This is a genomic window from Sphingomonas sp. BRN-1R (assembly GCF_057748035.1).
This window is the reverse complement of record NZ_CM173236.1, coordinates 2,573,595-2,593,061: the sequence shown is the minus strand read 5'-3', so window position 1 is coordinate 2,593,061 and position 19,467 is coordinate 2,573,595. Positions and strand designations below refer to the sequence as shown.

Annotated in this window: 22 protein-coding genes, 1 tRNA gene and 1 other RNA gene; 15 read left to right on the top strand and 9 right to left on the bottom strand. The window is 67.6% G+C overall.

The window, feature by feature from the left end:
- Positions 1–30: 30 nt before the first annotated feature.
- A complete protein-coding gene (locus AC3ANX_RS11855; RefSeq protein ID WP_488333485.1) occupies positions 31–297 on the bottom strand; it encodes an FAD assembly factor SdhE in 267 nt (88 codons plus the stop codon).
- 75 nt (positions 298–372) lie between these two features.
- On the opposite strand from AC3ANX_RS11855, the gene recG reads away from it, so the two are divergent.
- Positions 373–2,430: an ATP-dependent DNA helicase RecG gene (gene recG / locus AC3ANX_RS11850; protein WP_488333484.1), complete on the top strand. Its 2,058-nt coding sequence runs from the start codon at positions 373–375 to the stop codon at positions 2,428–2,430.
- 90 nt (positions 2,431–2,520) lie between these two features.
- Here the strand turns inward: recG and AC3ANX_RS11845 are convergent, their stop codons facing one another.
- The 6 genes from AC3ANX_RS11845 to AC3ANX_RS11820 form a co-directional block, all read right to left on the bottom strand.
- The gene (locus AC3ANX_RS11845; RefSeq protein ID WP_488333483.1) at positions 2,521–2,844 is read right to left on the bottom strand and encodes a PilZ domain-containing protein; all 324 of its coding nucleotides are present in this window, start codon (positions 2,842–2,844) and stop codon (positions 2,521–2,523) included.
- A 91-nt stretch (positions 2,845–2,935) separates the two neighbouring features.
- Entirely contained in the window at positions 2,936–4,168 is a 1,233-nt protein-coding gene (tyrS, locus tag AC3ANX_RS11840) for a tyrosine--tRNA ligase (protein WP_488333482.1), read from the bottom strand.
- Positions 4,165–5,688: a class I adenylate-forming enzyme family protein gene (locus tag AC3ANX_RS11835; protein ID WP_488333481.1), complete on the bottom strand. Its 1,524-nt coding sequence runs from the start codon at positions 5,686–5,688 to the stop codon at positions 4,165–4,167. The genes tyrS and AC3ANX_RS11835 overlap by 4 nt, the downstream gene beginning before the upstream one ends.
- Before the next feature lie 169 nt (positions 5,689–5,857).
- Entirely contained in the window at positions 5,858–6,151 is a 294-nt protein-coding gene (locus AC3ANX_RS11830) for a hypothetical protein (protein WP_488333480.1), read from the bottom strand.
- Positions 6,152–6,249: 98 nt separating this feature from the next.
- Positions 6,250–7,308, bottom strand: a complete 1,059-nt coding sequence (locus AC3ANX_RS11825; RefSeq protein WP_488333479.1) for a 1,9-bis(guanidino)-5-aza-nonane synthase — start codon at positions 7,306–7,308, stop codon at positions 6,250–6,252.
- A gap of 115 nt (positions 7,309–7,423) precedes the next feature.
- On the bottom strand, positions 7,424–8,644 hold the full coding sequence (locus tag AC3ANX_RS11820; RefSeq protein WP_488333478.1) for a type III PLP-dependent enzyme: 1,221 nt from the start codon (positions 8,642–8,644) through the stop codon (positions 7,424–7,426).
- A gap of 136 nt (positions 8,645–8,780) precedes the next feature.
- Between AC3ANX_RS11820 and AC3ANX_RS11815 the strand changes: the two genes are divergently transcribed.
- The 3 genes from AC3ANX_RS11815 (at position 8,781) to AC3ANX_RS11805 (ending at position 10,783) form a co-directional block, all read left to right on the top strand.
- Positions 8,781–9,749 carry a threonine ammonia-lyase gene (locus tag AC3ANX_RS11815; protein ID WP_488333477.1) on the top strand — a complete coding sequence of 323 codons (969 nt, stop codon included), beginning with the start codon at positions 8,781–8,783 and terminating at the stop codon, positions 9,747–9,749.
- 103 nt (positions 9,750–9,852) lie between these two features.
- Positions 9,853–10,326 carry a hypothetical protein gene (locus AC3ANX_RS11810; RefSeq protein ID WP_488333476.1) on the top strand — a complete coding sequence of 158 codons (474 nt, stop codon included), beginning with the start codon at positions 9,853–9,855 and terminating at the stop codon, positions 10,324–10,326.
- 4 nt (positions 10,327–10,330) lie between these two features.
- Positions 10,331–10,783: a hypothetical protein gene (locus AC3ANX_RS11805; RefSeq protein ID WP_488333475.1), complete on the top strand. Its 453-nt coding sequence runs from the start codon at positions 10,331–10,333 to the stop codon at positions 10,781–10,783.
- 103 nt (positions 10,784–10,886) lie between these two features.
- On the opposite strand, the gene AC3ANX_RS11800 is transcribed toward AC3ANX_RS11805, so the two are convergent.
- Complete coding sequence (locus tag AC3ANX_RS11800; protein WP_488333474.1) at positions 10,887–11,543, bottom strand: alpha/beta hydrolase; 657 nt, start codon at positions 11,541–11,543, stop codon at positions 10,887–10,889.
- A gap of 103 nt (positions 11,544–11,646) precedes the next feature.
- On the opposite strand from AC3ANX_RS11800, the gene AC3ANX_RS11795 reads away from it, so the two are divergent.
- The 6 genes from AC3ANX_RS11795 (at position 11,647) to ffs (ending at position 14,781) form a co-directional block, all read left to right on the top strand.
- Complete coding sequence (locus AC3ANX_RS11795; protein ID WP_488333473.1) at positions 11,647–12,714, top strand: cysteine desulfurase family protein; 1,068 nt, start codon at positions 11,647–11,649, stop codon at positions 12,712–12,714.
- Positions 12,711–13,793, top strand: a complete 1,083-nt coding sequence (locus AC3ANX_RS11790) for a cysteine desulfurase family protein (protein WP_488333472.1) — start codon at positions 12,711–12,713, stop codon at positions 13,791–13,793. Before AC3ANX_RS11795 ends, AC3ANX_RS11790 begins: the two co-directional genes overlap by 4 nt.
- Positions 13,790–14,116: a 2Fe-2S iron-sulfur cluster-binding protein gene (locus AC3ANX_RS11785; protein WP_488333471.1), complete on the top strand. Its 327-nt coding sequence runs from the start codon at positions 13,790–13,792 to the stop codon at positions 14,114–14,116. The genes AC3ANX_RS11790 and AC3ANX_RS11785 overlap by 4 nt, the downstream gene beginning before the upstream one ends.
- A gap of 45 nt (positions 14,117–14,161) precedes the next feature.
- Positions 14,162–14,389, top strand: a complete 228-nt coding sequence (locus AC3ANX_RS11780) for a hypothetical protein (RefSeq protein WP_488333470.1) — start codon at positions 14,162–14,164, stop codon at positions 14,387–14,389.
- A gap of 89 nt (positions 14,390–14,478) precedes the next feature.
- Entirely contained in the window at positions 14,479–14,646 is a 168-nt protein-coding gene (locus tag AC3ANX_RS11775; RefSeq protein ID WP_488333469.1) for a hypothetical protein, read from the top strand.
- 40 nt (positions 14,647–14,686) lie between these two features.
- An RNA gene (gene ffs, locus AC3ANX_RS11770) (signal recognition particle sRNA small type) lies at positions 14,687–14,781 on the top strand.
- 110 nt (positions 14,782–14,891) lie between these two features.
- Here ffs and AC3ANX_RS11765 read toward each other — a convergent pair.
- Positions 14,892–15,326, bottom strand: a complete 435-nt coding sequence (locus AC3ANX_RS11765) for a hypothetical protein (RefSeq protein ID WP_488333468.1) — start codon at positions 15,324–15,326, stop codon at positions 14,892–14,894.
- Between the two features lie 64 nt (positions 15,327–15,390).
- On the opposite strand from AC3ANX_RS11765, the gene AC3ANX_RS11760 reads away from it, so the two are divergent.
- The 5 genes from AC3ANX_RS11760 (at position 15,391) to AC3ANX_RS11740 (ending at position 19,459) form a co-directional block, all read left to right on the top strand.
- Positions 15,391–17,046, top strand: coding sequence for a DNA polymerase III subunit gamma/tau (locus tag AC3ANX_RS11760; protein WP_488333467.1), 1,656 nt, complete (start codon positions 15,391–15,393; stop codon positions 17,044–17,046).
- The gene (locus tag AC3ANX_RS11755) at positions 17,043–17,366 is read left to right on the top strand and encodes a YbaB/EbfC family nucleoid-associated protein (protein ID WP_488333466.1); all 324 of its coding nucleotides are present in this window, start codon (positions 17,043–17,045) and stop codon (positions 17,364–17,366) included. Before AC3ANX_RS11760 ends, AC3ANX_RS11755 begins: the two co-directional genes overlap by 4 nt.
- A 66-nt stretch (positions 17,367–17,432) precedes the next feature.
- Positions 17,433–17,684, top strand: coding sequence for a hypothetical protein (locus AC3ANX_RS11750; protein ID WP_488333465.1), 252 nt, complete (start codon positions 17,433–17,435; stop codon positions 17,682–17,684).
- An 83-nt stretch (positions 17,685–17,767) separates the two neighbouring features.
- Positions 17,768–17,844, top strand: a tRNA-Pro gene (locus tag AC3ANX_RS11745).
- A 139-nt stretch (positions 17,845–17,983) separates the two neighbouring features.
- The gene (locus AC3ANX_RS11740; RefSeq protein ID WP_488333464.1) at positions 17,984–19,459 is read left to right on the top strand and encodes a lipopolysaccharide biosynthesis protein; all 1,476 of its coding nucleotides are present in this window, start codon (positions 17,984–17,986) and stop codon (positions 19,457–19,459) included.
- The last annotated feature ends 8 nt before the right edge of the window (positions 19,460–19,467 follow it).

The window sequence follows — 19,467 nt, the reverse complement described above, 5'->3', positions numbered from 1 at the left end:
CGCTTCCCCGCCGGGCGGGGAACGAGAGGTTCAGCGCGCCACCGGCACGTAGTTGAGCAAATGCATGGCCTGCATGATCGATCCGGCATAGCGTTCCGGCACCGGCTCGATGCCGATCGCCCAGGCCATGATGTCGACGTCCTGCTCCTCCAGCAGTTCCTCGAACAGCGTCATCTCCGCCTCGTCCCAATCGCGGCCGCGCGCGTCGAAAAAGCCGCCGATCAGCAGATCGGCTTCCTTGGTGCCGCGGTGGTGCGCGCGGAAGTGCAGGCGCTTGAGGCGGGTTTCGCGGTCCATGTCGCTCCAACGGGGATTGGCCGACGGGCGCTGGCGGTGCGCGTCGGCTGGGGGTAAGGCACACCCCAGATAGTCATGCGCCCCGATATCCTCAATCCATTGTTCGCCGAAGTCACGGCGCTGAAGGGCATCGGCCCCGCGCTCGCCAAGCCGCTGGAGCGACTCGGCCTCGCGCGCATTGCCGATGTCGCCTTCCATCTGCCCACCGGCTACGTCGATCGCCTCGCGCGCGACGAACTCGACATGGCCGATGCCGGGCGCACCATCGCGATCACGCTGACCCCGCGTGAGATCCGATCGGGCAACGGGCGCGGGCCGACGCGCGTGCAGGCGAGCGATGCTGCGGGCAACATGGTCAGCCTGCTCTATTTCGGCGGCCACCCCGGCTGGGCGAAGAAGCTGCTGCCGATCGGCGAGCCGCGCCGGGTGTCGGGCAAGCTCGAGATGTACGGGCAGGATTTGCAGATCGTCCACCCCGATTACGTCCTGCCGCCCGAGGAGGCAGAGCCGGGCGGGCGCGAGGCGATCTATCCGCTGTCGGAGGGGATCACCTCGCGGCGGATGGGGCAGCTGACCGCACAGGCGATCGAGCGTGCGCCCGATCTGCCCGAATGGATCGAGCCGGGTCTGCTTGCGCAAAAGCGCTGGCCAGCGTGGCGCGAGGCGCTGGCGCGGGTGCATGCCGATCCGTCCGATGCAATCGCCCGCACGCGGCTCGCCTATGACGAGCTGTTCGCCAACCAGCTCGCGCTGATGCTGGTGCGGCAATCGTCGCGCGCACGGCGGGGCAGGGCGCTCGCCGGCGACGGGCGGCTGCGTGGGCTGCTCAAGCTGCCCTATGCGCTGACCGGCGCGCAGGCGCGCACGGTGGCGGAGATCGAGGGCGATCTTGCGCAAGGACAACCGATGCTGCGGCTGCTGCAGGGCGATGTCGGCGCGGGCAAGACCTTGGTCGCGGCGTTGGCGATGCTGATCGCGGTCGAGGCGGGGGCGCAGGCGGCGTTGCTCGCGCCGACCGAGATCCTTGCGCGCCAGCATCTCGAATCGCTGCGCCGGCTGTTCGCGGGGCTGCCGATCGAGATCGCGGTGCTGACCGGGCGTGACAAGGGGCGTGCACGCGAGGCAACCTTGATGGGGCTGGCGGACGGCAGCATCCATATCCTGATCGGCACGCATGCGATATTTCAGCAGGGCGTGACCTATCGCGACCTCGGGCTGGTGGTGGTGGACGAGCAGCACCGCTTCGGCGTGGCACAGCGCATGATGTTGCAGGCCAAGGCGACCACCGCGCCGCACCTGCTGGCGATGACCGCGACGCCGATCCCGCGCACGCTGACGCTCGCCAATTACGGCGAAATGGACGTGAGCCGGCTCGACGAGATGCCGCCCGGCCGCCAGCCGATCCAGACCAGCGTGATCTCGCAGGATCGGCTCGCGGATGTGGTCGAGGCGCTCGGCCGGCACATGGCCGAGGGCGGGCAGGCCTATTGGGTGTGCCCGCTGGTCGAGGAGAGCGAAAAGAGCGACCTCGCCGCCGCCGAGGATCGTGCCGAGATGTTGAAGGCGCGGTTCGGCGAGCGGGTCGGCCTCGTCCACGGCCGCATGAAGGGGCCGGAGAAGGACGCGGTGATGGCGCGCTTTTCCGCCGCCGACCTGGGCGTGCTGGTGGCGACCACCGTGATCGAGGTCGGGGTCGACGTGCCCAACGCGACGCTGATCGTGATCGAACATGCCGACCGCTTCGGCCTCGCGCAGTTGCACCAGCTTCGCGGGCGGGTCGGCCGCGGCACCGGCAAGTCCAATTGCCTGCTGGTGCGCAGCGGTGCGCTCGGCGAGACCGCACGCGCGCGGCTGGCACTGATGCGCGAGACCAACGACGGCTTCCGCATCGCCGAGGAGGATCTGCGGTTGCGCGGCAGCGGCGAGCTGCTCGGCACGCGGCAGTCGGGCGAGGAAGGGTTCCGGCTCGCGACGCCCGAGTTGCTCACCGAGCTGCTGCCGGTCGCGGCGGACGATGCGCGGCTGCTGATCGACCGCGACGGTGGCCTGAGCGGCGCGCGCGGAACGGCGGCGCGGCTGGCGTTGTATCTGTTCGAGCGCGATGCGGGGGTGGCGCTGCTGCGGTCCGGGTGAGTCGTTGGGTTGGGCGGCTTCCGTAACGGAGCGCAGCGCTCGACGGGACACGCTACGTTAGCGTCCCCGGTCTCCGCCGGGGAACAGGCATCATCGCCGCCCGGTCGCCCGTGCCAGCATCTCGTAATAGGGTTCGGCGGCGATCGGATCGTCCAGCTCGCAACCGATCCGGCCGCCCAGCACCCAGCGTACCACGCCCGAGACTTCGCCGATCACCGGCAGCTTCACGCGCAGCCGCTCGTCGATGCCGACGTCCGAACTGGGATCATAGCGCGCCATCAGGCCCTGGACCGACGTGTTGACCACCAGCAGCGCCAGCGGCCGCCCGTCGCTTCCGGTCGCGCGCGCACGGAACTCCACTGCGTCACGGGGCTGCTTGCGTAACTCCTCCACCGTGCGGTGTGCGTATCCCATCGACCATGCCTCGTTCTTGCGCCCGGGGTCACGCTAGGCAGCGATCCTCAATGCAGCAAAAACAAAGCTGTTTAACAGGGGTTTACGCTGATCATGCGGAGGCGACGAGCAGCCCGTGATGCTTCTTGCCCGCCGCGATCCGCACCGGCCGGGCACCGACCTGCACGACCAGCGCCTCGTCAGTCACCTTGTCGTCGCCCACGCGCGCGCCGCCGCCCTTGATGAGCCGCTTGGCCTCGCCCTTCGACGCGACGAGGCCTAGCCCGACCAGCGCGTCGAGGATGTTGATGCTGCCGCCCGCCACCGCGAAGGTCGGCAGCGCATCGCCGGCCGTACCCTCCTCGAAGGTGCGGCGCGCGGTCTCGGCGGCCTCGGCGGCAGCGGCTTCACCCCGGCACAAGGCGGTGGCGGCGTCGGCGAGGATCTTCTTGGCGTCGTTGATCTCGGCGCCTTGCAGCGCCTCCAACCGCGCGATCTCGTCGAGCGGCAGATCGGTGAACAGCCGCAGGAACCGGCCGACATCGGCATCCTGCGTGTTGCGCCAGAACTGCCAGTAATCGTACGCGGGCAGCGCATCCTCGTTGAGCCACACCGCGCCCGACATGGTCTTGCCCATCTTGCCGCCGTCCGCCGTGGTGATGAGCGGCGTGGTCAGCCCGTACACCGTCTCGCCCGACACGCGCCGGGTCAGCTCGATGCCGTTGACGATATTGCCCCACTGGTCCGATCCGCCCATCTGCAACCGCACGCCCGCGCGGCGCGACAGCTCCAGGAAGTCGTACCCTTGCAGGATCATGTAGTTGAATTCGAGGAACGACAGCGATTGTTCGCGGTCGAGCCGTAGCTTGACCGAATCGAAGCTCAGCATCCGGTTGATCGAGAAATGCTGGCCGATCTCACGCAGGAACGGGATATATTCGAGCTTGTCGAGCCAATCGGCATTGTCGACCATCACCGCGTCCGACGGACCGTCGCCGAAGGTGAGGAAGCGTTCGAACACGCGCTTGATCGAGGCGACGTTGCTGGCGATCGTCTCGTCCGTCAGCAGCTTGCGCGCCTCGTCCTTGAACGACGGGTCGCCGATCTTGCCGGTGCCGCCGCCCATCAGCACGACCGGCTTATGCCCGGCCTGCTGAAGCCGGCGCAGCATCATGATCTGCACGAGGCTGCCGACGTGAAGCGACGGCGCGGTCGGGTCGAAGCCGATATAGCCGGACACGACCTCCTTGCCCGCAAGCACGTCGAGCCCGTGCGCGTCGGTGATCTGATGGATGTAGCCGCGGTCGGCGAGCAGGCGGAGCAGGTCTGAGGCGTGTTCGGTCATGATGCCGCGCCGCTTACAGCCTCGCGCGCGTCCTGAGTAGGGGGGAACAGCGCGCGCACCTCGCGGCGGAGCAGCTTGCCCATCTCGTTATAGGGCAGCGCGTCGAGCGTGACGACCCGTTCGGGCACATGCGACGAGCGCAGCCGCGCCTTGACGAGCGCCTTCACCGCGTCCGCCGCGGGTGCAACATGGCCGGCGCGGGCGACGAACGCCACGCCGATCGCCTCGCCCCATTCCGCCGAAAGCATACCGACCGCGCAGGCATCGGCGATCGCGGGATGGGCAAGCAGCACATCCTCGATCGCGCCGGGCGAAATGTTCTCGCCGCCGCGCACGATCACATCGTCGGCGCGGCCGGCGAGGAACAGATAGCCGGCGGCGTCGCGCCAGCCGAGATCGTTGGTCGCGAACCAGCCGTCGGCATCGCGCGCATCGCGGTCGCGATATTCGCCCGACACCTGCACACCGCGTGCGTACACTTGGCCTTGCGCCCCGGCGGGCAGCGGTGTGCCGGCGGTGTCACGAACCTCGATCTCTATGCCGGGTAGCGGGAGACCGGCGGACTGGAGCCGTGTGCGCACCGTTGGATCGGACGCGGCGTGCGCCAGGCGATGGTCTTCGGGGCCGAGCGAGGTGATCGTCGCGCTCGTCTCGGTCAGGCCATAGGCGTTGGTAAAACGCACGGTCGGGAAACGGGTGAGCGCGCGGTCGAGCAGGTCTGCGGGCATCCGCCCCGCGCCGTAGGAAATCGCGGTGAGCGAGGCGAGTCGTGTCGCCTGCGCATCGTCCACCCGGTCGAGGATGCGCGACAGCATCGTCGGCACCACGAACGCGTAGCTCGGCGTCTCGGCCTCGACCAGCCGCAGCCACGCCTCGGGCGTGAAGGCGGGGAGCAGCACCAGCCGCCGCCGCGCGCGAATGGCGGCGAGCAACGCGACGATATTGGCGACGTGGTACGGCGGCACGCTGACCAGCGAGCCCTCGTGCGCACCCGCCGGCTGGGGCGCGGCGGTGGCCGCGACATAAGCGAGCAGGTGCGTGTGGCGGAGCAGCGCCGCCTTGGGCGTGCCGGTGGTGCCGCTGGTGAAGATCTGCACCGCCACCTCGCCGGGGTGCGGCGGCGCGGGAGACGCAACGCGCGCGGCCGCCACGAAGGCGTCGGCGCCGAACACCGTCGCGCCCGCCTCCGCGCCGAGCCGTGCCGAGCGTTCGTCGCCAGCGATCAGGCAGGCGGGGGCAATTCGGCCGAGCAGCGCGTGCAGATCGGCGTCGGCGCGACGGTAGTTGAGGGGGGCGAAGGGCAGGCCGGCGATCGCCGCGCCGAACAGCGCGATCACACCTGCCGCGCCGTTGCGATCGAGCAGGGCGACATGCGCCGCGCCGCTTGCGCGGAACACCGCCGCCGCGCCACGGGCGGCGGCCCAGAGTTCGGCGTAGGTCCAACGCTCGCCTTCGCAGATCAGTGCGATGCGTTCGGCATCGGTTTCTGCGGCGGATTGCAGGATGTTCGAAATGGTCATGGCTGCGATCGGTGCGAGGGGCGGACGGTCGCGTCCTCGATCGAAGCGCGTGCGCCGTCAACTGAAAGCGTGCCGACGCCCACACAGGAAAAAGCCCGGCGTGCGCAGGTCGCACAGCCGGGCTTCTTTTACACCATATCCGCCCGTATCCGGGCGAAACCGGCGAGGATCAGCAACCGTTGCGACGGTTCTGCGCAGCGTCGTGCTTTTTGTCGAGGTGCTTGCCGAGCAGCGCACCGCCGACGCCGCCCGCGACCGTGCCGAGCACGCCGCCACCCAGCACGTTGCCGAGCACCGCACCACCGGCGCCACCGGCGATCAGGCCGGTCGTGCCCGAGGAGCGGCGGCAATCCTGATAATAGGTGCGGCGATGGTGATAGCGGCGCGCATCAGCGGCGCTCGGCACCATGGCGGCCGAGGCCAGGATCGACGCAGTGGTCAGCGAGAGGACGATCTTACGCATTGGTGTTACTCCCTTGAAACTTGGTGACGGCTGCGAAACGTCCGCAGCCGTCCAAGGTTTCATGGGATTTCTCAGATTAACCGAACGTGGCGTGTCCGTTAATCCTGGCGATCGAAACTTGCACCCCAGCGGCGCTTGGTGCGGGTCTTCCACAGGCCGCGATGGTATGCATCCGACGCCAGCAGCGGCATGACGGAGCCCGCTTCCGCAAACACCATCTGCTCAATGCCGGTGTTGACCTTGCCCCAGCTCGCCGCTTCCTGAAGCGTCGAGGACGAGCAGGCGCCGTCGCGCACGTCCGCCACGGTGATCTGCACCGCATATTTGTGGACCTGCACGTCGTCGTGACCGAGGATTTCGGCGCAGACGACCGTATCCTGGATGAAGTTCTTCGGCACGCCGCCGCCGATCATCAGCAGGCCGGTGGTGCCCGCCTTGATCTTGATGTCGGTCAGCTCGCGGAAGTCGGCGATCGCGTCGAGCACCATGTACGGCTTGCCCTCCTTGGCGCGATCGACCTGATGCTTGACCAGACCGAAGCCCGCCGAGGAATCGACGAACGCCGGGCAGAAGATCGGCACGTCATGCTCGTAGGCTAGCTTGACGAGGCTGTTCTCCTTCTTGCCATGTTCGACGAGGTACTTGCCCATCGCACGGATGAACTCACGGCTCGAATACGGGCGCGGCTCGAGGCTGTTGGCGATCTCGTAGATCGTGTGGTCGCAGTCCTGAAGCTGCTCCTCGTCGATATACGTGTCGTAGATGCGGTCGATCAGCAGCGAGCGCAGCGTGTCGTCGTCCGGCACTTCGAGCGCCTGATAATGCTTGTGGCCGAGGCCCTCGAAGAAATCCATGTCGACGATCGACGCGCCGGTCGCGACCACGCCGTCGATCATGTTGTTGCGCAGCAGCTCGGCATAGAGGTCCATGCAGCCGCCCGCCGAGGTCGAGCCGGCGACGACGAGGAAGATCGAGCAATACGGATCGGCGAGCATCTGGTTGTAGATGTCAGTCGCGCGGCCGAGATCGCGGCTGGTGAAGCTCATCTTCTTCATCGCGTCGACGATCGGACGTGCGTCGAACTTGGTGATGTCGATATGCTCGACCGTGGTCGAAAGCAGTTCGGCCTTGCGGTTGGTGTTGAGTGGTTCGGTCATGGGGACTCCCAATCGTCTCATGCACCGCCGTCGTTATAAGGGGACGCGGAAACCCATGCGGAGGCGGCGCGCCGAAGCACGCCGCCCCTAACCGGTTAAGTCTATGAAAAGCCTGTTACAGCTTAACGACGTTCGAGGCGACCTCTTGGAACGCCTGATCGTAGAGCGAGACCATCGGCTCGTCCGCCACGATCACCGTCTCGTCCGATCCGAACCCGTTGAACGCGGTCCGCATCGCCGAGCCATATGCGCCGAGCATGCCGATCTCGAAATAATCGCCCGCCTTGATGTCGGCGGGGAGATAGAACGGACCCTTCATGTAATCCATGTCGTCGCAGGTCGGGCCGTAGAAGCTGAACGGCATCAGCTTGGCATGGCTGTCCGGCTCGCGCAGCAACTGGGTCGGGAAACGCCAGTCGATATGCGCCGCATCGAACAGCGCGCCATACGCGCCGTCGTTGATGTACAGCTCGTCACCACGGCGCTTTTCGACGCGCACCAGGATCGAGCTGTATTCGGCGCACAGCGCACGGCCCGGCTCCGCCCACAGTTCGGCCGAATAGCTGACCGGCAGCGATTCGAACGCGCGGTGGATCGTCTCGAAATAGCGCTCGAGCGGGGGCGGCTCCATGCCCGGATAGGACGAGGGGAACCCGCCGCCGACGTCGATCACGTCCACGGTGACGGCCGCGTCCACGATCGCCGCACGCACGCGCTCCATCGCGTTCGCATAGGCATCCGGGGTCATCGCCTGCGAGCCGACGTGGAAGCAGATGCCGAGCGCATCGGCGACCTGACGGGTGCGGAACAGCAGTTCCTTGCTCTCGCCCGGGCTCACGCCGAACTTCGACGCGAGGCTCAGCTTCGAATGTTCCGACGAGACGCGGATGCGCACGCACAACGTGAGGTCTTCCGCTCCTCGGGTCGCGCGCACGATCTTGTCCAGTTCCTCGGTCGAATCGAGCGAGAAGGTGCGGACGCCGTGCTTGAAATACGCCTCGGCGATCGCTTCCTCGGCCTTGACCGGGTGCATGAAGCACAGGGTCGCTTCCGGAAGCGTACGCGCGACGAGCCGGACCTCGGCGATCGAGGCGACGTCGTACTGCGTGATGCCGCTATCCCACAAAATCTGCAGGAGTTCGGGCGAAGGGTTCGCCTTCACGGCATACATCGAGCGACCCGGAAACTTCTCGACGAAGAAGCGGGCGGCACGCGATGCGGCGTGCGGACGAACGAGCGTGACCGGCTGAACCGGCCCGTGCTTAGCGATGTCGACGCCGGTGACGGCGGTCGAAATGGTGGTCGCTAACCCCAGCGCGCGATGATGCTTGTGCAACTCAAGGGACCTCCAATGTCGTGAGACAAGACGAAAAAAGCTGCCTTGCGGTTGGAAGTCCCATGGGGCAGCGGAAGCGCGAGATAGGATCGACGTTTTCCTATGTAAAGCCATTTTAGACGGTCGGAGACAGGATGTGACGATTTTACGACAGCCGACCCGTGCGGGGGTGCGCGATGCCGCCGCGAAAGTGGCGCAGATCCTGCCCCCAACCCCGCTGTTCAGCGTGGAGGTTCAAGGGGTTACCGTCGCCTTCAAGGCCGAATCGCTCCAGCCGGTCGGCGCGTTCAAAGTGCGTGGCGCATGGCATCGGCTGACCGCGATCTACCCCGAATCGCGTGCGCGCGGGGTGGTGGCATTCTCCTCGGGCAACCATGCGCAGGGCGTGGCGTGGGCGGCGAAACGGCTCGGCATGCCAGCCACGATCGTGATGCCCGCCGACGCGCCGCGATCGAAGCGCGAGGGTACGCTCGCGCTCGGCGCGGAGGTGGTGAGCTACGACCGCGCGACCGAAAGCCGCGAGACGATCGCGGCGCGACTCGCGGAGGCACGCGGCGCGGTGCTGGTGCCGAGCTTCGATGATCCGTGGATCATCGAAGGGCAGGGCAGCGCCGGCATCGAAGCGGCGCAGCAGATGGAGGCCTGCGGACTCGGCCCGATCACGCAGGTGCTGGTGCCGTGCGGCGGCGGCGGGCTGGCGGCGGGGATCACGCTCGCGCTGCCCGACGCGAAGATCACCGTCGTCGAGCCCGAAGGCTGGGACGACATGCGCCGCAGCCTTGAGGCGGGCTGGATCGAGCCGGTCGAGCCGGGCGCGCCGCCGACCGCGTGCGATGCGCTCCAGACGACGCGCGTGTCGCCGCTCACCTTCGACGTGCTGTCGCGGCGCGGGGTGGAAGGGCTGGCGGTGAGCGAGGCGGAGATCCGCGCGGCGCAACGCTGGGCGGCGGAGCGGTTGCGGCTGGTGGTGGAGCCGGGTGGCGCGGTTGCGCTGGCGGCGCTGCTCGGCGGCAAGGTGCGAGCGCAGGCGGGGATGCTGGTGGTGCTGTCGGGCGGGAACGTCGATCTGCCGGCTTATGGCCGTGTGCTGGCGGGGAACGACTGACGCCAGGCGGCTGGCGCGTCGAAAGTCGCGCAGGAACACGACTTTGGTCGAAGCGTCGGCGCGGCGGCAACCTGGCCTTAAGCGTCTCGCGTAAGGTGGTGCGATGCACAGCGACGCTCACCTCGAACGCTTCCTCTCGGTCAACGAAGGCGATGCCGGCAGTACGATCGCCAGCGTCGTCGATTGGTCGCTTGGCCTGATCCGCATCGTTTCGACGGGCTTCTGGTCACTACGCCAGACTGAAGAACATTTCGCCGATCTCAAGCGCTGGGTTGGGCGCATCCACGAAAGTGGCATGGCGCTGTCGCAGATCGTCGATCTCCGCAACGCGCCGCCACAATCGCAGGCCGCCTCGGAGGTGCTGCGCCAGAGCCTCGACGGATTGAACCGCCCGGGGGATCGCTGTGCGATCGTCGTGGCGCAGAGCATCGCCAAGATGCAGATGCGCCGGATCCTGCCGGACGAGCATTACGCGTATTTCGCCTCGGTCGCCGCCGCCGAGGCCTGGGCGCTCGCGTACAAGCGCCACCTGCTCGAAGCGATCGACACGATCCATATTCGCGACCGCAGAGCGTGACGCGATGATCGAGATGAATGCTCCCCGGAACGCCAACCTCGACATGCTGGTGCGCTGGGACGGATCGGGCCGGATGCAGGCCGGCTTCTCTTCAGGGATCGACGACGCGACGAGCACCATCCGGGTAATGGGCGCCGGCATCTGGCGAGATGCCGAAGCCGGGCGGTATTTCGAGCAGCAGCGCCGCATCGTCGACGAGGCGCGCCGCCGTTACGGTACGCTGCGCGTGTTCTTCGACGTGCGCGACTGGGTGGTGGAAGGCCCGCAATCCGCGTTGCAGTTCCAGCACATGAATGCGGAACTCTACCGTCCTGAAGACCGGCTCGCCGCGGTGGTCGCGTCGTCGCTGTTGAAGCCGCATCCCCGCACCGCGCTTGGCACGGGAAATCGCGACGTGTTCATCTCGATGAGCGCGGCGGAGCGATGGCTTCAGGCGTATTCGGAAGGCAAGCGCTGACGAAGCGGACGCGGCGCGAGTGACGCCGGTGGGCGCTGAAGCGCCGCCGGCCGGCTCTACATCTCGGGCGCGGATTGGCTGTCGCTAATCCGCTGCCGCCAAGTCACCGGATTGGTGAATTGGGGTCGAGCCGCATGTCCAGATACTTGTCCACCGAACCCATCAGATCGGGCATTTCATGCTCGAAGAAATGGTTCGCCTTCGGGATCGTGTCGTGGTGGATGGTGATGTGCTTTTGCGTGCGCAGCTTGTCGACCAGCTTCTGCGTGGCGGCTGGCGGCGAAACCTCGTCGTTCTCGCCCTGGATGATGATGCCGCTTGCCGGGCACGGCGCGAGGAAGGTGAAGTCGTACATGTTCGCGGGCGGCGCGACCGAGATGAAGCCACGGATTTCCGGGCGGCGCATCAGCAACTGCATGCCGATCCACGCGCCGAAGCTGAACCCCGCGATCCAGGTGGTCGAGGCCTCGGGGTGGAAGCTCTGCACCCAGTCGAGCGCGCTCGCCGCGTCCGACAGTTCGCCGACGCCGTTGTCGAACGTGCCCTGGCTCTTGCCGACGCCGCGGAAGTTGAAGCGCAGTGTCGCGAAACCACGCCGCTGGAACGTCTTATAGAGTTCCTGCACGATCCGGTTGTTCATCGTGCCGCCCGCGGTCGGGTGGGGGTGCAGGATCATCGCCACCGGCGCGCGCGGGCGCGGGGCGGGGGCGAAACGGCCTTCGAGACGGCCGTCGGGGCCGGGAAAAATGACTTCGGGCATCGAACCTGCTGACAAAAAATCTGGGGGCGTGCGGACACGCGGACGTTGCGGGCTATATAGGCACGGCGCGCCTCGGCGCAATCATTGTGAACCGGAGCCCCGTTTGGCGAGCCGAATCTATCTCGATCATGCCGCGACCACGCCGATGCTGCCGCAGGCGCACGCGGCGGTTGCGGAGGGCATGGCGCGCTGGGCCAATCCGTCCTCGCCCCACGCGGAGGGACGCGCCGCGCGGGCAGCGCTGGAGCGGGCGCGCGGGCAGATCGCCGCCGCCTATGCGTGGCGCGGCGAGACGCTGCTGACCAGCGGGGCGAGCGAATCGCTGGCGATAGCGCTCGGCCGGTCGGTGCCGGAGCGGCGGCTGATCGGCGCGACCGAGCATGATGCCGCGATCCGCGCCGCCCCGGATGCGGGAACGATCCCGGTCGACCGCGACGGCCTGATCGACCTCGATGCACTGGCGGCGATGCTGGCCACGCCCGCGCTGGTCGCGGTGCAATGGGCCAACAGCGAAACCGGCGTGCGCCAGCCGATCGCCGCGATGGCCGATCTCGTTCATGCCGCCGGTGGGCGGCTGCTGGTCGATGCCGCGCAGATGCCCGCCGGTGCCGATGCCGAGCTTGCCAAGGCGGCCGACTTCGTCGCGCTGTCGGCGCACAAGCGGGGCGGGCCGCCGGGTGTCGGCGCGCTGCTGGTGCGCGATCTCGCCACGCTGACGCCGGTCGGCGGGCAGGAGCGCGGCTACCGCGCGGGCACCGAGAATCTGCCGGGCGCGCTCGGCTATGCGGCGGCGCTTGGTGTCGCGGAGCCGGTCGCGCCGCTGGCCACTTTGCGCGCGAAACTCGACGATGCGATCGGGCGATCGGGCGGCGAGGTGGTGGCGGGTGCCGCGCCGCGCCACCCCGCGATCGGATCGTACCGGATGCGGGGCATGGCGGCGGCGACGCAACTGATCCGTTTCGACATGGCGGGCATCGCCGTCTCGGCGGGCAGCGCCTGTTCGTCGGGCAGCATGAAGCCAAGCCATGTGCTGACCGCGATGGGTTGGGACGTGGAGGCGACGCGCGAAGTGATCCGGGTGAGCTTCGGCCGCACCACCACCGAGGCGGATGTCGATCGCTTCGTCGCGGAGTGGCGCGCCACCGCGCGCGGCATCCGGGCCGTGGCATGATCTACCTCGATTATCAGGCGACCACGCCGCTCGCGCCCGAGGCGTTCGAGGCGATGGTGCCGTGGCTGCGCGACGATTTCGCCAATCCGCATTCTTCGCATGCGGCCGGGCGCAAAGCGAGGGCGGCGGTCGAGGCCGCGCGCGCGCAGGTCGCGGCGTTGTTGCCGGCGGGCGGCACGGTCAGCTTCACCAGCGGCGCGACCGAGGCGCTCAACTGGGCGATCAAGGGCACGCGCGGCGGCATCGTCACCTTCGCGCCCGAACATGCGGCGGTGCTCGACACGGTGGCGGTGGAGCGGCGCCGCGGACGCGACGTGGCGGTGCGCGACGTGGCGGCGGACGGGCGCATCGCCCCGGAGCCGATCGCGCCCGGCACCGGGCTGGTCGCGGCGATGCTCGTCAACAACGAGATCGGCACGGTGCAGCCGATCGGCGACCTTGCCGCGCGCGCGCATGCGGCCGGTGCGGCGATGCTGTGCGACGCGGTGCAGGGCTTTGGGCGGGTCGCGCTTCCTGAAGGGTGCGACCTGATCGCGGTATCGGCGCACAAGATCCACGGTCCCAAGGGCATCGGCGCCTTGTGGGTGCGCGACGGGTTCGATCCCGCGCCGCTGCTCCACGGCGGCGGGCAGGAGGCGGGCGGGCGTTCGGGTACGTTGTCGCCGGCCTTGTGCGCTGGTTTCGGCGTGGCGGCCCGGCTGGCGCGAGAGCGGCAGGCGGAGGACGCGGCGCATGTCGCGCGGCTGTTCGACGCCGCGCTGGCACGGTTCACGGGCGCTGGCTGGGTGCTCAACGGGTCTGCCGAGCATCGCTACAAGGGCAATCTCAATGTGCGGCGCGAGGGGCTCGACGTGAACCGGCTGATGTCGGAGTTGCGCGACGTCGCTTTCTCCGCCGGCTCCGCCTGTGCGAGCGGGTCGGGACGGTCGAGCCATGTGTTGCGCGCGATTGGCCTTAGCGACGCCCAGGCGCGTTCGAGCATCCGCCTCGGCTTCGGCCGCTATACCCGGGAGGACGACCTGATCCACGCTACCGATCGCATCATCGCCGCCGCCACATCGCAGCGGATCGCGGCATGAGCCTCATCGTCACTTTCATCGCCGCCGATGGCACGCTGAGCACCGCGCGGGCCGAGCCCGGCGACTGCCTTCTCAATGTGGCGCAGAACACCGGCCAGCCGCTGGAGGGAACGTGCGAGGGGCAGATGGCGTGTTCGACCTGCCACGTCATCGTCGCGGCGGAGGATTTCGCGCGGCTGCCTGCGGCGAGCGAGAACGAGGAGGATCTGCTCGATCTCGCCAGCGGGGCGACGCGGCATAGCCGGCTCGCCTGCCAGATTCGGCTCGAACGCGCGATCACGGTGACAATACCGGCCGAAGCGCGGAACATGCAGGGGCGATGATCATTACGTTCCCGTGCCGTTCGGGCGCAAAAAGGAGCGAATGTCATGAAAATCAAGCTGATCCTGTCGGCGTGCCTTGCCGCCGCCACGCTCACGCCGGTTGCGGCGGTCGCGCAAGATCATCACGAGCGCGTCGTGACGCGTACCGTCGTCCGCCACGACGAGCATCGCGGGCCGGGCTGGAACCATCACCGCACGCGCCGGGTGTGCAACTGGAAGTGGCGCGGCCACCACAAGGTCCGCGTCTGCCGCACCGTGCGCTGGGGCCGCTGAAGACGCTGCGCGCGCCACCTGCATGAAGATGCGGGTGGCCGCGCCTCGGGGGGCGTCCGAACAGGGATTGTAAAAATTAGGAAATGATGATGAAATTTGCTGCTCTTGTTGCCGCCGCGTGCGTGTCGGCCGCTTCCCTCGCTCCGCTGCCCGCGTTGGCCGCGCCGCACGGCTGGCACTCGAAGAAGGTCTGCAAGATGGTCCGTCAGGGCCACCATGTGAAGCGCGTGTGCAAGATGGTGCGCGTCCGCCGCTGATAGACTCTTGATCCCGCCGCCCGACCCCGCCATATGCGGCGCGGGAGTCGGGCGGACGTGGTCGTCGCCAACCTGGTCAGGGCCGGAAGGCAGCAGCCACAACGATTTCGCCACGGGTCGCCCGGCTCCTACCGCACGCTGCGCAAGTCGCAGCATAGCTGCGACACGCAACCGCAGCGCGCGCGGCCGGCGGCGCTAAAGCGCCGTCCGACGCCGCGGGCTTCGCCCGCGGCACGACTCACTATTCACCGTTCGTTTCGACGTAGTGGCCGATACCGGCCCCATCGCTTCATAACCTGATAGGGAAAGCGCGTTTCAAACCGCCGTTTTTCCGCAACGAAGTCTGCATCTCCTAACCGAGCCGCCCGTATCAGCCAGAGCCGGTAGCCGATCATGTTGCCATGATTGCGATACGAAGTGGCGACGTTTTCCCGGATCCAGCTTTGCTGGACGCCTCTCGCCAATCGAAGCTCAAGCGCCATCCCGCGTTTGAAATCGTGGATACTGTTTTCAGGCGACGTCATGCGGTTGGCGAGTTCAGTCATGCCGCCGTGATGTCCCCGGAACGCCAACATCCGCAATACCGGCAAACCCATGCCGTTCCCGTTCCCATCGAGGATCGATAATGCCCGTTCAAGCCAGCGGTCATACTTTGCTTCGGTTTCGGCGTTCCACTTCACACCCGCAGCGTGAACGAACGTAACGTGCTTGTCGATACGCCCGCGTGCACCCTACATAGCCGCCATGGCCGACTCCTTCGATCTTGGTGAACCCGCGCAGCCGCCCAAGTCCGAGGTGTACCGCGTCCTCGCGCGCAAATACCGTCCGCAGACCTTTGCCGAGCTGATCGGGCAGGATGCGATGGTGCAGACGCTCGGCAATGCGATCAAGCGCGACCGGCTTGCGCATGCCTTCCTGATGACCGGCGTGCGCGGGGTCGGCAAGACGTCGACCGCGCGGCTGATCGCCAAGGCGCTCAACTGCGTCGGACCGGACGGGCAGGGCGGCCCGACGATCGACCCGTGCGGCGTGTGCGAACCCTGCCGCGCGATCGCCGAGGGTCGGCATATCGACGTGATCGAGATGGACGCCGCCAGCCACACCGGCGTGGACGACGTGCGCGAGATCATCGACGCGGCGCGTTATGCGGCTGTGTCGGCGCGGTTCAAGATCTACATCGTCGACGAAGTCCACATGCTCTCCAAGAACGCCTTCAACGCGCTGTTGAAGACGCTGGAGGAGCCGCCCGCGCATGTGAAGTTCCTGTTCGCCACCACCGAGGTCAACAAGGTGCCGGTCACGGTGCTGTCGCGCTGCCAGCGTTTTGACCTGCGCCGCATTCCGGCGGAGAAGCTGGCCGAACATTTCGCTTATGTCGCCAAGGCCGAAGGGTTCGAGGCAGAGCCCGAAGCGCTCGGGCTGATCGCGCGTGCGGCGGAAGGGTCGGCGCGCGACGGGCTGTCGATCCTCGATCAGGCGATCGCGCATGCGGGGCAGGAAGGCGGCGGCGTGCGCGCGGATGCGGTGCGCGACATGCTCGGCCTGTCCGATCGCGGTGCGACGCGCGACCTGTTCGCGCTGCTGCTTGCCGGCGACGGGGCGGGGGCGTTGGCGTCGCTGCGGCGGCAATATGATCTCGGCGTCGATCCGCTCAGCGTGTTGCGCGCTTTGCTCGAAACCACCCATGGCACGACTTTGGTCAAGCTCGGGGCGAGCGTCGATGCGGGTCAGTCGGCCGAGGAGCGCGCCGCGCTAGCCGAATGGGCGGCGAAATTGTCGTTCGCGGCGCTGCACCGGCTGTGGCAGTTGCTCCTGAAAGCGCACGAGGAGGTCGGCCGCGCCGCGCTGCCGATCGAGGCGTGCGAGATGGCGCTGCTGCGGCTCGTCCACGCCTCGACCTTGCCCGATCCCGGCGACCTCGCGAAGATGCTGGCGGAGGGGCGCATGCCCGCTGCCGCCCCGCCCGCGCCGACACCCGCGCCTGCCGCCGCGGCGGCGGTGGCCGAAGCCGCATTGCCAGAGACCATCGGGAAGCTCCGGGCGTATCTTGACGAAAACGGCCAGCAGGCGCTCGCCGCCAAGGTCTATCACAGCGCGAGTGTCGTGCATTTCGCCGCCACCGAACTGGTGCTGAGTTCGCTGCGGCCGATCTCCGCCGATTTCGTGCGGGAACTCAACGTCGAGTTGAAGCAACTGACCGGCAAGGTGTGGAAGGTCACGACCGACAACGTGCCCGGCGCGCCGACGTTGAAGGAGCAGCACGAGGCCGACAAGGCGCTGCGCCGTGCCGCCATTCTCGACACGCCCGTGGTCAGGGCGGCGTTCGAGGCGTTCCCTGGTGCCGAGTTCCCCGAGGATGAACTCGACCGGATCATCGAATTGCAACGGAGCGAAGCATGAACAACCTCGAAGATATCATGGCCATGGCGCAGAACGTCCAGGCCGAACTCGAAAAGGCGCAGGCCGGGCTCGACAAGGTCGAGGTCGAGGGCGCGGCCGGCGGCGGGCTCGTCAAGGTGCGCGCATCGGCCAAGGGCCGGATCATCGGGCTCGACATCGACGATTCGCTGCTCGCGGTCAGCGAGAAGCAGATGCTCGAGGATCTGATCGTCGCCGCCTTCAACGATGCGCGCGCCAAGGCCGATGCGGCGTCGGGCGATGCGATGGCGAAGATGACGAGCGGCATCCCGCTGCCGCCGGGCTTCAAGCTGCCGTTCTGATCGGACCGTTTCGGGAACAATCGCCGGACGCCACCGTTCTGCCGCCGTAACAGGAGGAGATGAGTGATGTCTGACAATCGCGTGACCGATACCCCGCACACCACCGTCATCGAACGTCGCGGCAGCGGCGCGACCTGGCTCATCGCGATCGTGCTGCTGCTCGCGGTCGTGATCGGGGCGATGTATCTGATGAACAAGAGCCAAAACGACACGATCCGCACCGATGCGGTGTCGGGCGCGGCCAAGGACATCGGCGACAGCGCCAAGAAGGTCGGCGATTCGGCGGCCAAGACCGCCGACGGCGCGACCGCACAGTAACCGTTCCTCATCGCGCGCCGGGATCGGCGCGCGATGAACGCTTGCCCTTTCCGGAGCGGATAGCCTAAGGGGCTCCTCCGCGTCGGGGAGTGGCGCAGTCTGGTAGCGCGCCTGCTTTGGGAGCAGGATGTCGCAGGTTCGAATCCTGTCTCCCCGACCATGCCGCTTCGGCACCGGTTCTTCTCCGCAAAAAACCGCGCAGCGACCCTGAAAACAGGTGTTTCCCGGTGCGCTCCTTCATTCTTCCTCCACTTCCCCGGCAATATGGTTGAAATGTTACGGAGCGAGCATTCCAACCGATGAATTCCATGTCCGAGATTGCGGTGGAAAAGAGCTTCACGACCCAGATCGTGCAGGCGATCGCGTGGCGTTCGGGCAGCCAGGTGATCGCGCAGATCATCATGTGGGCGGCGACTTTCTTCGTCATCCGCATCCTCGATCCGCGCGACTATGGCCTGTTCGCGATGACGCAGAGCGTGCTGGTGTTCCTCAGCCTGCTCAACGGGCAGGAATTCACCGCCTCGCTGATCCGCGCGCCCGATCTCAACAAGACGTTGATCCGGCAGGTGTTCGGCATCCTCATCCTGCTCAACGGCGGCATCGCTTTGGCGCAACTGCTGATCGCGCCGCTCGCCGCGGAGTATTTTCATACGCCGATGGTCGCGCATCTGCTGATGGTGCAGGCCGGGCTCTACCTCGCCACGCCGTTCGTCGCCTTGCCGAGCGCGCTGCTCAGCCGGCAGCTCAACTACAAGGTGCAGGCGAAGGTGAACCTCGTCTCCGCGCTGATCGGCGCGGGTACGTCGCTCGGCTGTGCGCTGGCGGGGTGCGGGGTGTGGACGCTGGTGATCGCGCCGATGTGCGTGATCTGGTCGCGTGCGCTCGGCATGACGCTGGCGGCGCGGCTGACAGTGCTGCCGACCTTCCGGCTGAAGGGTGCTGGTAGCATCGTGTGGTTCGGCGGGGCGATGCTACTCAGTTCGCTGCTGTGGCTGGTACAGACGCAGAGCGACGTCATCATCGGCGGCCGCTCGCTCGATGCGCGGCACCTCGGCCTCTATGCGGAGGCGCTGTTCCTCGCGCAGATCGTCACCGCGAAGTTCGTGCCGCCGCTCAACGACGTGGCGTTTTCCGCCTATGCGCGGTTGCAGGGCAATCGCGAGACGACGGGCCACGCCTTCGCCAAATCGGTGCGGCTGATCCTGTTTGGCGCGTTGCCTTTCTATGTCGGGCTGGCGGCGGTGGCGGGGCCGTTCGTCGATGTCGTGCTCGGGCCGAAATGGGACGACGCGACGCCGATCGTCCGGCTGCTCGCGATCGCGATGCCGTTCTTGACGGTGCAGGTGCTGTTCGCGCCGGCCACCACCGCGCTCGGCCATCCGCGCCTGCAAGTGTGGGGGGCTGCTGCGGGTGCGGTCATCATGCCGCTCGGGTTTGCGATCGGCGTGCGCTACGGCGCGGTCGGCATGGCGTGGGCATGGGTGGTCGGCGCGCCGCTCCACATGATCCTGACCGCGATGTTCGCGATGCCTGTGATCGGTACGTCCGGGCGCGCGCTGATCCGCGCGGCGATGCCCGCGGCGATCGCGTCGGCCGGCATGGCGGCGGCGGTGCTGGCGGTGTCGGTGCTGATCGCGGGGCTGCCGCCGCTGCCGACGCTCGCCATTCTGGTGACGGTCGGCGTGGCGGTGTACGGCGGGCTGGTGCTGATCGTCGCCCGGTCGATCATCGGCGAGTTCGCCAGCCTCGTCGCGCGGCGGGGCGCGGTGGCGTAGCGCTGCCC

Excerpts from the sequence above, each read along its gene's own strand:
- AC3ANX_RS11855 (WP_488333485.1), bottom strand. The coding sequence starts at position 297 with ATGGACCGCGAAACCCGCCTCAAGCGCCTGCACTTCCGCGCGCACCAC.
- recG (WP_488333484.1), top strand. The coding sequence starts at position 373 with ATGCGCCCCGATATCCTCAATCCATTGTTCGCCGAAGTCACGGCGCTG.
- AC3ANX_RS11845 (WP_488333483.1), bottom strand. The coding sequence starts at position 2,844 with ATGGGATACGCACACCGCACGGTGGAGGAGTTACGCAAGCAGCCCCGT.
- tyrS (WP_488333482.1), bottom strand. The coding sequence starts at position 4,168 with ATGACCGAACACGCCTCAGACCTGCTCCGCCTGCTCGCCGACCGCGGC.
- AC3ANX_RS11835 (WP_488333481.1), bottom strand. The coding sequence starts at position 5,688 with ATGACCATTTCGAACATCCTGCAATCCGCCGCAGAAACCGATGCCGAA.
- AC3ANX_RS11830 (WP_488333480.1), bottom strand. The coding sequence starts at position 6,151 with ATGCGTAAGATCGTCCTCTCGCTGACCACTGCGTCGATCCTGGCCTCG.
- AC3ANX_RS11825 (WP_488333479.1), bottom strand. The coding sequence starts at position 7,308 with ATGACCGAACCACTCAACACCAACCGCAAGGCCGAACTGCTTTCGACC.
- AC3ANX_RS11810 (WP_488333476.1), top strand. The coding sequence starts at position 9,853 with ATGCACAGCGACGCTCACCTCGAACGCTTCCTCTCGGTCAACGAAGGC.
- AC3ANX_RS11805 (WP_488333475.1), top strand. The coding sequence starts at position 10,331 with ATGATCGAGATGAATGCTCCCCGGAACGCCAACCTCGACATGCTGGTG.
- AC3ANX_RS11800 (WP_488333474.1), bottom strand. The coding sequence starts at position 11,543 with ATGCCCGAAGTCATTTTTCCCGGCCCCGACGGCCGTCTCGAAGGCCGT.
- AC3ANX_RS11790 (WP_488333472.1), top strand. The coding sequence starts at position 12,711 with ATGATCTACCTCGATTATCAGGCGACCACGCCGCTCGCGCCCGAGGCG.
- AC3ANX_RS11785 (WP_488333471.1), top strand. The coding sequence starts at position 13,790 with ATGAGCCTCATCGTCACTTTCATCGCCGCCGATGGCACGCTGAGCACC.
- AC3ANX_RS11780 (WP_488333470.1), top strand. The coding sequence starts at position 14,162 with ATGAAAATCAAGCTGATCCTGTCGGCGTGCCTTGCCGCCGCCACGCTC.
- AC3ANX_RS11775 (WP_488333469.1), top strand. The coding sequence starts at position 14,479 with ATGAAATTTGCTGCTCTTGTTGCCGCCGCGTGCGTGTCGGCCGCTTCC.
- AC3ANX_RS11760 (WP_488333467.1), top strand. The coding sequence starts at position 15,391 with ATGGCCGACTCCTTCGATCTTGGTGAACCCGCGCAGCCGCCCAAGTCC.
- AC3ANX_RS11755 (WP_488333466.1), top strand. The coding sequence starts at position 17,043 with ATGAACAACCTCGAAGATATCATGGCCATGGCGCAGAACGTCCAGGCC.
- AC3ANX_RS11750 (WP_488333465.1), top strand. The coding sequence starts at position 17,433 with ATGTCTGACAATCGCGTGACCGATACCCCGCACACCACCGTCATCGAA.
- AC3ANX_RS11740 (WP_488333464.1), top strand. The coding sequence starts at position 17,984 with ATGAATTCCATGTCCGAGATTGCGGTGGAAAAGAGCTTCACGACCCAG.